Raw genomic sequence first — 13,150 nt, forward strand, 5'->3', positions numbered from 1 at the left:
GTGTTTGATCGCTCACGTAAGGGTGAACATGCGCTGTTGATTCAGACCCACTCCGGTGGGCCTGCCGAAGAGGATGTGCTGGAGGAGTTCGCCGACCTTGCAAAGTCGGCGGGCGCCACGATCGCGGCCACGCTCACCGCGCGCATCGACAAACCGAGCCCGTCGACCCTGATCGGCAGCGGCAAGCTGGAAGAGGTCAAGGCGGCTGCCGAAGCCACCGGCGCGGATCTGGTGCTGGTCAACCACACCTTGTCGCCGGGCCAGGAGCGCAATCTGGAGCGCTACCTGGAGCGGCGCGTGATCGACCGCACCGGGCTGATCCTGGATATCTTCGCGCAACGTGCGCGCAGCCATGAAGGCAAGCTGCAGGTCGAGCTGGCGCAATTGCGGCACATGGCCACCCGGCTGGTGCGCGGCTGGACCCACCTGGAGCGTCAGCGTGGCGGTGCGATCGGCCTTCGGGGCCCCGGCGAAACCCAGCTGGAAACCGACCGCCGCCTGCTGCAGAAGCGGGTGGAGCAGTTGCAACAGCGGCTGGAAAAGGTCGAGGTGCAGCGCACCCAGATGCGCCGCGCGCGCATGCGCAGCGAACTGCCGCGCATTGCCTTGGTCGGCTACACCAACGCCGGCAAATCGACGCTGTTCAATGCGCTGACCGGTGCCGAGGCCTACGTGGCCGATCAATTGTTTGCCACGCTCGATCCCACCGTGCGCCGCATCGCATTGCCGGGCGGTAGCGCGATTTTGGCCGATACGGTCGGCTTCGTACGCGATCTGCCGCACCAACTGGTCGCCGCGTTCCGCTCGACCCTGTCCGAAGCACGCGACGCCGATCTGTTGTTGCACATCGTCGATGCGGCCGACCCGTTGCGCGAAGAACGCATCCGCCAGGTCGATGAGGTGTTGCATGCGGTCGGCGCGGGCGATCTGCCGCAGCTGCTGGTGTTCAACAAGATCGACAAGATCGAGGGCGCGCAAGTGCGTCACGATGCACAGGACGGCATCCCCGACCAGGCGCGGCGCGAACGCGTGTGGGTCTCTGCGCGCGATGGACGCGGGCTGGAAGAGTTGCAACACGCACTCGGCCAGCGGCTGGATCTGCGTCATCTGACCCGACAGCTGCGGCTGCCGCCGTCGGCGGGGCGCTTGCGTTCCAAGCTGCATCAGCTGGAAGTGGTGCGTAACGAGCAATCCGACGAGGATGGCTGGTTGCTGGACGTCGATCTGCCGATGGTCGAAGCCGAGCGGCTCGCCGCCACCGAAGACGGCGCACCGCTGCGTGCGATGCTGCCGGATCGCCGCGAAGACTGGGAATCGTGATCGGCACTGCACAGTCGGGTTGGCTCGACTGTGCAGAACGCCCGAGTCGATCCAGCGCGGGCCGAGCAGTAAGCCTGCCTTGTGCATATCGCCACTGAACCTCTGCACGCCGTGGCTGCCCCGTTTCTGCAGCCGCCGCAGACAGATGGGACGAATTGGGCTAAAACGTTCGCTGCCTCTTTATTCCCTTGCCTATGTCCATGTCCGCCGATTTCGAACTGCAGCAGTTGGCCGAAACCCTTGGTCAGCAACTGCTTGCTGCGCGCGAGCGCCTAGTCACCGCCGAGAGTTGCACCGGCGGCTGGATCGCCAAGGCGGTGACGGATGTGGCGGGTTCGTCGCACTGGTTCGATTGCGGCATGGCCGCATACAGCTACGAGGCCAAGCAGGCATTGCTGGGCGTGCGTCCGCATACGTTGGAAGTGCATGGTGCGGTCAGCCGCGAAACGGTGATCGAAATGGTGTCCGGTGCGCTGGTCAATTCCGGCGCCAGCATCGCCGTGGCGGTGACCGGCATTGCCGGGCCGGGTGGCGGCAGCGAGGACAAGCCGGTCGGCACGGTGTGGATCGGCTGGAAGCGTCGTGGTGGTTATGCCACTGCGCAGCTGTTCCAGTTCAACGGCGATCGCGATGCAGTGCGACGGCAAACCGTGGTTGCGGCGCTGCGCGGATTGAGCGCATTGCTGTAAGCGCGTGATCTGCGCGCCAGCCGCTCTGGTGCATTAACTGTCTGATGTGTCGCACAAGTGTGATTGCCAACGCCGCGATGCTCGCCTGACGATGCGTGGCATTGTTTTAACGCATGGCTCCAATGCGTATCGAACGATGGCCGCATTCGTCACGCGCTCCGCGTGTTCGGTTACCTGCGTTGCTCAGTCTCGTTAACCCGGTAAGGTGTGAAGCCACGTGAACTGCGGCGCTCGCCGTACTGCACCGCCTGCGCGCTTTGTCGGGGGATAAACATGGGTATGGATCAGCAACGTGGCACCACGCTTGCGCTCGCACTTTTTGCGGGCATGCAGGTATCGCCGCTATGTGCACAGACAACGGCGCAGCCGGATCCGAAGGAGCCGGCAACGCTGGCAGCGCTCAAGGTCACCGCGCAAAAGCGCGAGGAATCGCTGCAGAACGTGCCGGTGGTGCTTTCGGTGCTTCCCGAGCAGCTGTTGCAGGACAGCGGCGTGCACGACATCAAGGAGCTGCAGATGCTGGTGCCCGGCTTGATCGTGACCAGCAGTCAAAGTGCAGCGCAGACCACCGCGCGCATTCGCGGCATCGGCACGGTTGGCGACAATGCCGGGCTCGAATCCTCGGTGGGTGTGGTCATCGATGGCGTGGCCCGCGCGCGCAACGGCGTGAGCTTTGCCGACCTGGGAGAGCTTGAGCGCATCGAAGTGTTGAAAGGCCCGCAAGGCACCGTGTTCGGCAAGAACACCTCGGCCGGTGTCATCAACGTGGTCACGCGCAGGCCCAGTTTTACCCGCAGCGCCGATGCCGAAATCACCGCAGGCAACTATGGCGCGCTCGGGATTGCCGCCGCCTTCAACGATGCGCTGGGCGACACCAGCGCATTACGCGTGTATGCCGCCAGGCGGCGTCGCGATGGATTCGAGCAGGTGGTCACCGGCGCTGGCCCGCGCACCGCCACCGACGATGGCGACCAGAATCTGCGCACCGCGCGCTTGCAGCTTCTTTGGGAGCCCACCGACGATCTGGACATCAATCTGGCGGCCGACGACACCAGCCGCCAGGAAAATTGCTGCGTCACCGTGACCACCGAGCGCGGACCGACCGCTGCGCTGATCGATGCGCTGACGCCGGGCGGGCAGGGCACCACTGCGCGTGCCGACCCGCAGAGCAGGCGTGCCTACAGCAATCGCAGTACCGCGCAGGAGATTCAGGACAAGGGCATCTCGGCACAGGCGTACTGGACCACCCCGTGGTTGAGCGAGGCGGTGCTGACTTCGATCACCGCAGTGCGCGACTGGAAATCCGTCAACGGCCTGGATTTCGATTACAGCACTGCAGACATTCTCTATCGCGCTCCGCGCGAGGACGAGATGCTGACCAGGTTCAAGACCTTCAGTCAGGAACTGCGCCTGGCTGGATCGAGTGAGCGTCTTGATTGGATGGTGGGCGCGTTTTACGCAGACGAAACCCTGCATCGCAACGAGTCCTATCGCTTCGGCAGCGCCTACGAGCCATATCTGTCCAGCGTGCTGCTTGCACGCGTCAATCCGGCGTTGGCCGCACGTGCGGATGCGACGCGTTTTCTCGCCGACGCCACCGGCTTGCCGGCCGGCACGCTGTTCCGCGGCCAGGGGAGCCAGGACCGCTTTCGGCAGGATGGCACCAGCGCCGCGCTGTTCACCAACAACACCTGGCATGCCACCGACGCGCTGGATGTCGTGGTGGGGTTGCGCTACACCTACGAGAACAAAACGTTGCGATCGGCATTTCAGAATCCCGATGGAAGCCCGGCGTGTGCCAGTTATTTCGCGCCTAGCGGCCAGGTCGATCCGGCTGCATTAGGGCGGATCGGTGCGGCGCTAGTGGCGCGCGGTGTACCCGCGTCTGCGGTGCCGACGATCGCACCGCAGGTTATCGGCTTCACCTGTCTGCCTTGGGCCAATGTCGCCCATGATGGTCGTCGGACCGAGCAGCAACGCACCGAGCGCGAGTGGTCCGGTACCGCCAAGCTGGCGTATCGCTGGGACGATGCGCTGATGACGTATGTGTCGGCGGCGCGTGGCTACAAGGCAGGCGGTTTCAATCTGGATCGCGTGCAGTCCTCCGATGGTTTATCGAGCGGCGTGCAGGGCATCCTGCCGGTGGATGACACCGCGTTCCCGGGCGAGTTCGTCGACAGCTACGAGCTCGGCGCCAAGAGCACCTGGCTAGGTGGCAACCTGCTGTTAAATGCAGCGCTGTTCTATCAGGATTTCAGCGATTTTCAGCTCAACAACTTCCTGGGGACCAGCTTTGTGGTGCGTGCCATTCCCACCGTGGTGTCGCGCGGCATCGATGCCGAAATCCTTTGGCAGGGCGCAGTGCCCGGCCTGATGCTGCAAGGCGGGCTCAGCTATACCGACACCCGCTATGGCGACGATCTCTTACCGGATGCGGATCTGGCGCTGCTGCCGGGCAGCCGTTTGAGTTTTGCGCCGCGCTGGTCGGCCAATCTGTCGGTGACCTACGAACGCGCGCTTGGCAACCGGCTCACGGGCCGTTTCAACGTTGGCGCCAAGTACAGCTCCGAATACAACGCAGGCTCGGATCTGGATCCGCAAAAATCGCAACCGGGCTACACCTTGCTCAATGCGCGCTTCGGCATCGGCGCCAACGACAAGCGCTGGTTGCTGGAAGCGTGGGCAGAAAATCTCGGCAATGAAACCTATCGGCAGATCGTCATCGACGCGCCGCTACAGGCTGGTTCGTGGAATGCGTTTCTGGGGGCGCCGCGCACGTATGGAGTGACGTTGCGGCTGCGTTATTGAGCCTGTTTCGCCTGACGTCCTGGCAGCGTTACACGGACGCGTTACAGCAAACACGATCTAACGTGGGCTAAGCCTGATGTGGAGGGAGGCGCGACATCGTCATGCAGATCGGCTACAAACAAGCTCTCATTGTTGAGCTGCGTGCCGATGCATCTGATGTTTGCCCCTGTGTTGTTTTCGTCCATGCCAGAGGCAGTTGGCAGACGGGTCGCGTCTCTGGATCGCCCGGGCGCCTATTTTCAACCGCCTGCACACACATCTGCCGGTCACTCGATGACCCTGCGCGTGCGTGATGATGCAGGTGCCTGCATGGCGCCGGGATCGTCTCGGAACACAGCCCCGATGCAGTCGATCTTCGACGACCCGCAACGCGCTGCACCTCCTGCACGCGTGCAGCGCCTGGTTGCCGCACACGCACAGGCGGTGCACTGATGTGGGAAGCGCTCGGCACCGTTCGTGACCTCGGACGTCTGCAGGAAATCGCCGCGGTCCTGATTCGTTACGGGTTCGGCGATGTGGTACGCCGTATCGGTCTGGCCGATGTGCTCGAGCGTGCCGGCAAGCTGTTGCATTGGCATAACGCCGAGGGCCGTTTGCGCATGTCCGCCGCAATGCGCGTGCGGCGCGCCCTGGAAGAACTCGGGCCAACCTTCGTCAAGCTCGGGCAGGTGCTGGCCACACGCGTGGACCTGTTGCCGCAGGAATGGATCGAAGAGTTGAGCGAGCTGCAAAACGCAGTGCCCGCGCTGCCGTTCGAGCAGATCCGCCCGCAACTGGTTGCAGCGCTGGGCGCCGAGCCTGAGAGCATCTTCGCGCGCCTTGACGAGCAACCGTTGGCTGCCGCATCGCTGGCGCAGACCCATCGCGCCTGGCTCGCCGATGGCACATCGGTGGTGTTGAAGATCCGTCGCCCCGGCATCGGCGACACCATCGATGCGGATCTGCGCTTGCTTGCGCGGCTAGCGGAGATCGTGGAAGCACGTGCCCCCGACCTGAAGCGCTATCGCCCCGCCGAAGTCGTGCAGCAATTCACCGTGTCCCTGCGGCGCGAACTCGACTTCGCCGCCGAGTGCCGCAATGCCGAACGCATCGCCGCCAATTTCGCCAACGACCCCAATGTCGTGGTGCCAAGGGTGTATTGGGAGTGGACCTGCGAATCGCTGAATGTGCAGGAGTTCATCGACGGTATTCCCGGGCGCGACCTGGCCGCAGTCGATGCGGCTGGCCTGGACCGCAAGGCGCTTGCACGCACGGGTGCCGGCATCGTGTTCAAGATGGTGCTGCAGGATGGCTGCTTCCATGCCGACCCGCACCCGGGAAACATTTTCTATCTGCGTGACGGGCGCATTGCGGTGATCGACTTCGGCATGGTCGGGCGCGTCTCCGAGCAGCGCCGGTTTCAGGTCGCGCAACTGCTGCATGGCATGGTGAGCTATGACGCCGAAGCGGTCATCGACGTGCTGCTGGAATGGGCCGGCACCAATCTGGATGTGGATGAGTCGCGCCTGCAGCAGGACATCGGCGCCTTCGTCGACGAGTATCGCGGTGTGCCGTTGAAGGAACTGCGCATCGGCGCAATGCTTGGCGATGTCACGTCCATCCTTCGCGATCACGGGCTCACGTTGCCCTCGGATCTGGCGTTGATGATCAAGGCGTTTCTCACGCTCGAAGGCATGGGCCGCCAGCTCGACCCGGATTTCGATATGGCCAGCGAGGCGCGCCCGTATCTTGAACGCGTGGTGCTGCAGCGTTACGCACCGAGCGCGATGTTGCGGCGCAGCCGGCGTACCGTGACCGGGGCGATCGATCTACTTGGCGACCTGCCGCGCGATCTCAAACGGCTGCTGCAGGCCGCGCGTCGCGGCAAGCTGCAACTGCATGTCGAAACGCGTGCGTTGCGCGAGTTCGGCGAGCAGGTCGATCGTGCCGCCAATCGGCTCACCATGGGCATTGTCACCGCCGCATTGGTGATTGGCTCGTCGATCGTCATGAACAGCGTCGGCGGCAGTGCCAGTCGCTGGCTGCTGGCGTTGGGTGTCGGCGGGTTCATCGGCGCGGCACTGTGCGGCATCTGGATCCTGTTCTCGATCTGGCGCAGCCGGCGCTAGCGCAACCGTTCGGCTTCGATGCAGTTGTGTGCAACCCGTTCGTCGAATCGCCGGCTGAAGTCGCAATCAACAGTTGCGCAGGCGTCAGTTAGTAGTAATACTACTAACCATGGAACTCACCGATACCCAGCAAGCAATCCTGGCCTTGATCGCCGAGCGTATCGACGCCGACGGCGTGCCGCCCTCGCAGACCGAGATCGCGCGTGCGTTCGGTTTCAAGGGCGTGCGCGCAGCGCAGTACCACCTGGAGGCGCTGGAACAGGCGGGTGCGATCCGTCGTGTTCCGGGTCAAGCGCGTGGCATCCGCCTGGCCGGGCGGGGTACACAGTCGCGCACACCGCCGGCCAGCGAGCCTGTCCGCGACGACGTATTGCGTCTGCCAGTGCTGGGCCGCGTTGCAGCGGGCCTGCCGATCGGCGCGGATATCGGCTCGGACGACTTCGTGGTGCTGGACCGGGTGTTCTTCTCGCCCTCGCCGGACTACCTGCTGAAAGTGCAGGGCGATTCGATGCGCGACGAAGGCATCTTCAACGGCGACCTGATCGGCGTGCATCGCACCCGTGACGCGCGCTCGGGGCAGATCGTGGTCGCCCGGATCGACGAGGAGATCACGGTCAAACTGTTGAAGATCGGCAAGGACCGCATTCGGCTGCTGCCGCGCAACCCGGACTACGCGCCGATCGAAGTGCTGCCGGATCAGGATTTCGCGATCGAGGGCTTGTATTGCGGGCTACTGAGGCCAAATCGTTGAGCAGTGCGCCGATGGGCGTGCTGGCTTTTTCCCGAGCCGGCACCGCAGGATTTCCCGCTGCCATCGCACTGCCCGCATCCCTAATCTGAGTGTGTCGCCGCTAGTCTCAGCCTGTGCGATACACCACCGCTACATTCGCCCTACACCGAAATCACTGACAAGGATCACCCAGATGGATGAGAACAAAAAGCGCGCCCTTTCCGCAGCACTGAGCCAGATCGAAAAGCAATTCGGCAAGGGTTCGGTCATGCGCATGGGCGACCGCGCCATCGAGGCGGTCGAAGTCATTCCAACCGGTTCGTTGATGCTGGATATCGCACTCGGCATTGGTGGTCTGCCCAAGGGCCGCGTGGTCGAAATCTACGGGCCGGAAGCATCGGGCAAGACCACCCTGACCCTGCAGGCGATCGCCGAATGCCAGAAGAAGGGCGGCACCGCAGCCTTCATCGATGCCGAGCATGCGCTGGACCCGATCTATGCCGCCAAGCTGGGCGTCAACGTCGACGACCTGCTGCTGTCGCAACCCGATACCGGCGAGCAGGCGCTGGAAATCGCCGACATGCTGGTACGTTCGAGCTCGGTGGACATCGTGGTGGTCGACTCGGTCGCCGCGCTGACCCCGAAGGCAGAAATCGAAGGCGAGATGGGCGACCAGCTACCGGGTCTGCAGGCACGTCTGATGAGCCAGGCGCTGCGCAAGCTGACCGGCAACATCAAGCGCTCCAACACCCTGGTGGTCTTCATCAACCAGCTGCGCCACAAGATCGGCGTGATGATGCCGGGCCAGAGTCCGGAAGTGACCACCGGCGGCAATGCGCTGAAGTTCTACGCCTCGGTGCGTCTGGACATCCGTCGTATCGGCGCGATCAAGAAGGGCGATGAAATCATTGGCAATCAGACCAAGATCAAGGTGGTCAAGAACAAGCTGGCGCCTCCGTTCAAGCAGGTCGTGACTGAAATTCTCTACGGCGAAGGCATCAGCCGCGAGGGCGAATTGATCGATATGGGCGTGGAAGCCAAGCTGGTCGAGAAGGCCGGCGCCTGGTACAGCTACGGCGAAGAGCGCATCGGGCAGGGCAAGGACAATGCGCGTACCTATCTGCGCGACAACCCGCAGGTTGCGATCAAGCTGGAAGCCGAGCTGCGCGAGAAGTTCCAGCCCGCCGAAGCGCCGCGTGAAGCCGGCGACGACGCCGAGAAGGAATAAGCGATAAGAGCAGCCAGAAGAACCTGGCGGATAGCTGTCAGATAGGTGGGGCGGTGCGCAGGAAGCGCAGGCGACGAGTGGTAGGTGCTCGTCTCTAACGCTGGCCGCACCCGCCTGAAAGCAGCGCAACAGGTTTTGATGGCCGCTCCAAAGTTTTTCTATCGCGGGGACGGTGGAGTCAGTGCCGCCGCGCTTCGCGGTAGATCTATCGAAGGCCAGGAGGGCAGGCGCCATGGACGGCGCATTGGTTGAGCAGTGATTTGGTAATTCAGGACACCTCACGATGGACGAGCAAGAGCCCGCGCCAAAGCGGGGACGCCGGTTCAAGGAGCAGACGCCGGTCCAACGCGCACTCGGATTGCTGGTGCGTCGCGAGCATTCGCGCAAGGAATTGAACCGCAAGCTGCTGGCACGCGGCATAGAGCCGGAAGCTGCCGAGGCTGCCGTAGAGCGTCTCGCTGGTGAAGGCTGGCAGGACGACACCCGGTTTGCGGCGTCGGTCGTTCGTAATCGTGCAGGCTCGGGCTACGGTCCACTGCATATTCGCGCCGAACTCGGAACCCATGGTCTGGATAGCGAGGCCATCAGTGCTGCGATGGCGACCTTTGAAGGCGATTGGACCGAAAACGCACGCGATCTGATCCGTCGCCGGTTCGGTGAACAAGGTCCGGTGGATCTGCCGCAGCGGCGCAAGGCCGCCGATCTGTTGGCCCGGCGTGGTTTTGACGGCAACAGCATTCGCAGCGCCACGCGCTTCGAGCTTGAGGACTGAGGGCGTCAGGCCTGCTACCCTTTGTGGTTTAAGGTTGTTCCGCTCGTCTGCGCCCACATTCATTGGGTGACCGGGACCGCCGCCCGCCCAATGCCAGCACATGAACGCACCTGCCAAATACAGCACTTCCCAGATCCGTAGTGACTTCCTCGCCTTCTTCGAAGGCAAGGGCCACACCATCGTGCCGTCCGCACCGCTGGTGCCGGGCAACGACCCGACCTTGCTGTTCACCAACTCGGGCATGGTCCAATTCAAAGACGTCTTTCTCGGCGCGGAAAAGCGCAGCTATGTGCGTGCTGCCGACGTGCAGCGCTGCCTGCGTGCCGGCGGCAAGCACAACGATCTGGATTCGGTGGGCTATACCGCGCGCCACCACACGTTCTTCGAAATGCTGGGCAATTGGTCGTTCGGCGATTATTTCAAGAAGGACGCCATCAGCTGGGCCTGGGAGCTGCTGACCCAGGTCTGGAAGCTGCCAGCCGACCGCCTGCTGGTCACGGTCTACCACACCGACGAAGAAGCCTTCGCGTTGTGGCGCGACATGATCGGCATCCCGGAAAGCCGCATCGTGCGCATCGGCGACAACAAGGGGGCGCCATATGCCTCCGACAATTTCTGGCAGATGGCCGATACCGGTCCGTGCGGCCCGTGCACCGAGATCTTCTTCGACCATGGCGATCACATCGCCGGTGGTCCGCCGGGTTCGCCGGACGAGGATGGCGATCGCTTCATCGAGATCTGGAATCTGGTCTTCATGCAGTTCGATCGGCAGCCCGATGGCACCTTGATTCCGTTGCCGGCCCCGTGTGTGGATACCGGCATGGGTCTGGAGCGTCTCGCCGCGATCCTGCAGCACGTGCATACCAATTACGAAATCGATGTATTCCAGGCGTTGATCGGCAAGGCCAGCGCGCTGACCGGCGTTACCGATCTGGAAAACAAGTCGCTGCGGGTGATCGCCGATCACATCCGCGCCTGTTCGTTCCTGATCGTCGATGGCGTGCTGCCCTCCAACGAAGGCCGCGGTTACGTGTTGCGCCGGATCATCCGGCGTGCGCTGCGCCATGGCTGGATGCTGGGCGTGCGCCAGCCGTTCTTCAGCAAGATGGTGCCGACCCTGGTCGAGCTGATGGGTGAGGCCTATCCGGAGCTGGTAGTCGCTCAAGCGACGGTCGCGCGCGCCTTGCTGGCCGAGGAAGAGCGCTTTGCCGAAACGCTGGACGCCGGCATGAAGATCTTCGACGACGTCGCTTCGCGCGCGCAGGAGGTCATTCCCGGTGCCGATGCATTCCGTCTGTTCGACACCTACGGATTTCCGGTCGATCTGACCTCCGACATCGCACGCGAGCGCGGCTTGCGTGTGGACATGGAGGGCTTCGAGTTCGCGATGGAGCGTCAGCGCGAGACGGCGCGTGCCGCAGGCAAGTTCGGTGGTGGCGTCGCATTGCCGGCCGATCTGGTTGCCACCATGTCGCCGACGGTGTTTCTGGGCTACGAAGCCTACGACGCCGATGCGCTCAAGGTCGTTGCGCTGCTCAAGCAGGGCCGTCCGGTCGAACGCGCCGACGCCGGTGACGAGGTCATCGTGTTCACCGACCGCACACCGTTCTATGCCGAGTCCGGTGGTCAGGTCGGCGATAGCGGTCAACTGAGCGGGACCGGTGTCTCCATCGACATTGCCGATACGCAGAAATTTGCCGGGCAGTTTCATGGTCATGTGGGGCGCATCACCGAAGGCGCGCTTGCGCTGGGCGATGTGCTGTCCGGCGGGATCGACGTGCAGCGTCGCGGCAAGACCATCCTCAATCACTCGGCCACGCATCTGCTGCATGCGGCCTTGCGCGAAGTGTTGGGCACGCACGTCCAGCAGAAGGGATCGTTGGTTGCGCCGGATCGTCTGCGTTTCGACTTCTCGCATTTTCAGCCGATCACTGCCGAAGAACTCGCCGTGATCGAACGCAAGGTCAACGCCGAGGTGCGCACCAACCACAGTGTGGAGGTGCACAACATGGCCATGCAGGAAGCGCTGGATTTCGGCGCGATGGCGTTGTTTGGCGAAAAGTACGGCGAGAACGTGCGTGTGCTGAAGATGGGTGGGTATTCGACCGAACTCTGCGGCGGCACCCACGTCACCCGCACTGGCGATATCGGCCTGTTCAAGATTACCTCCGAGGGTGGTGTGTCTTCGGGCGTGCGCCGTATCGAAGCGGTGACCGGGCAGGGCGCGCTGGACTATGTGGCCGACGAAGAGCGTCGTTTGCTTGAGGCCGCTCATCTGCTCGGCGGCAATGCGACTGAAGTCGTCGACAAGGTACGCGCGCTCACCGAGCGCCAGAAGCGTCTGGAGCGTGAGCTGGAATCGCTCAAGGCCAAGCTCGCCTCTGGTGCGACTGCAGATCTGGGCGCCAGCGCCGTCGATGTCGCAGGGATCAAGGTCATCGCGGTGCGTCTGGAAGGCTTCGACGCCAAGGCGCTGCGCGATGCGATGGATCGGCTGAAGCAGCAATTGGGCGATTCGGTGATCGTGCTGGCGGGCGCATCTGCCGGCAAGGTCGCGCTTGTTGCCGGCGTGAACGGTAGCCCAACTGGCAAGGTGAAGGCAGGGGAACTCCTCGGCCATATCGCCAGTCAGATCGGGGGCAAGGGCGGTGGCCGTCCGGATCTCGCCCAGGGTGGTGGCGAGGACGGGCCCGCCCTTGCGACTGCGCTCGACGGCGTGCACTCCTGGGTCAAGCAACACTTGGGCTGAACACTTGTCCTGCCATGCCTTGCTGGCTGGCAGGATCTGCCGCTACCATTTCCGGTCTATTCCCTTTACCTATAGACGCGTCTCATCAGGAGGCCGTCGATGCTGGTGGGAAACCCACCGGTTCCAGGAGATTTGAAAAATGTTGATCCTCACTCGCCGGGTAGGCGAAACCTTGATGATCGGCGACTCGGTCACTGTTACCGTGCTCGGCGTCAAGGGTAATCAGGTGCGCATTGGCATCACCGCACCGAAAGATGTGGCTGTGCACCGCGAAGAAATCTATCAGCGCATCCAGCGCGGCGATGAGCCGGTCGCTTCCGGCGCGCATCACGGCGACGATTCTTCGAATTGATTGTCGCAAAGGGTTTACGTTAACCCCCCTTACCCGGTATTCTTCGCGGCCTGCCACGGACAACGCGGCAGGACGCGAAACTGGAGCGATGCCCGAGCGGCTGAAGGGGCTCCCCTGCTAAGGGAGTATAGGGTCAAAAGCTCTATCGAGGGTTCGAATCCCTCTCGCTCCGCCAGTGTTCTAGACGCCCGCAAATGTTTGATTTGCGGGCGTTTTTATTTGCATCGCGGCTTGGGTTTGCAAGCCCTCGAGTGAGCTGCGCAGCATGCTTGCTGCCAGTCGGCTCGCCGCATCCTGCATAAGGCATCTGGTTGTCGCGACAACATCTGAATCGCCTCAAACGTGCTGCATGAAGCGGTTCAAGTAACTGCGGTATAGGTCGCTAAACACGTGA

9 protein-coding genes and 1 tRNA gene are annotated in these 13,150 nt (G+C 63.1%); all 10 read left to right on the forward strand.

Annotated features, from left to right (window positions below; translation table 11 throughout):
• The 10 genes from hflX to ABS769_RS10225 all read left to right on the forward strand — a co-directional run bounded on the left by hflX (window position 1) and on the right by ABS769_RS10225 (window position 12,931).
• Window positions 1–1,320 carry a ribosome rescue GTPase HflX gene (hflX, locus tag ABS769_RS10180; protein WP_317061509.1) on the forward strand — a complete coding sequence of 440 codons (1,320 nt, stop codon included), beginning with the start codon at window positions 1–3 and terminating at the stop codon, window positions 1,318–1,320.
• A 194-nt stretch (window positions 1,321–1,514) separates the two neighbouring features.
• On the forward strand, window positions 1,515–2,009 hold the full coding sequence (locus ABS769_RS10185; RefSeq protein WP_023903749.1) for a CinA family protein: 495 nt from the start codon (window positions 1,515–1,517) through the stop codon (window positions 2,007–2,009).
• A 273-nt stretch (window positions 2,010–2,282) separates the two neighbouring features.
• Window positions 2,283–4,817 carry a TonB-dependent receptor gene (locus tag ABS769_RS10190; protein WP_317061508.1) on the forward strand — a complete coding sequence of 845 codons (2,535 nt, stop codon included), beginning with the start codon at window positions 2,283–2,285 and terminating at the stop codon, window positions 4,815–4,817.
• Between the two features lie 431 nt (window positions 4,818–5,248).
• Complete coding sequence (gene ubiB, locus ABS769_RS10195; protein ID WP_317061507.1) at window positions 5,249–6,925, forward strand: 2-polyprenylphenol 6-hydroxylase; 1,677 nt, start codon at window positions 5,249–5,251, stop codon at window positions 6,923–6,925.
• Between the two features lie 109 nt (window positions 6,926–7,034).
• On the forward strand, window positions 7,035–7,676 hold the full coding sequence (lexA, locus tag ABS769_RS10200; RefSeq protein ID WP_006453297.1) for a transcriptional repressor LexA: 642 nt from the start codon (window positions 7,035–7,037) through the stop codon (window positions 7,674–7,676).
• Between the two features lie 172 nt (window positions 7,677–7,848).
• Window positions 7,849–8,883, forward strand: a complete 1,035-nt coding sequence (recA, locus tag ABS769_RS10205) for a recombinase RecA (protein ID WP_006453296.1) — start codon at window positions 7,849–7,851, stop codon at window positions 8,881–8,883.
• Window positions 8,884–9,166: 283 nt separating this feature from the next.
• Window positions 9,167–9,655: a recombination regulator RecX gene (gene recX, locus ABS769_RS10210; RefSeq protein WP_055828615.1), complete on the forward strand. Its 489-nt coding sequence runs from the start codon at window positions 9,167–9,169 to the stop codon at window positions 9,653–9,655.
• Window positions 9,656–9,755: 100 nt separating this feature from the next.
• Window positions 9,756–12,404, forward strand: a complete 2,649-nt coding sequence (gene alaS / locus ABS769_RS10215; protein WP_317061506.1) for an alanine--tRNA ligase — start codon at window positions 9,756–9,758, stop codon at window positions 12,402–12,404.
• Window positions 12,405–12,543: 139 nt separating this feature from the next.
• On the forward strand, window positions 12,544–12,756 hold the full coding sequence (gene csrA / locus ABS769_RS10220) for a carbon storage regulator CsrA (RefSeq protein WP_003481884.1): 213 nt from the start codon (window positions 12,544–12,546) through the stop codon (window positions 12,754–12,756).
• Between the two features lie 82 nt (window positions 12,757–12,838).
• Window positions 12,839–12,931: transfer RNA gene (locus tag ABS769_RS10225), tRNA-Ser, on the forward strand.
• Window positions 12,932–13,150 lie beyond the last annotated feature (219 nt).

Source organism: Xanthomonas hortorum, from assembly GCF_040279205.1.
GTDB lineage: Bacteria > Pseudomonadota > Gammaproteobacteria > Xanthomonadales > Xanthomonadaceae > Xanthomonas > Xanthomonas hortorum_F.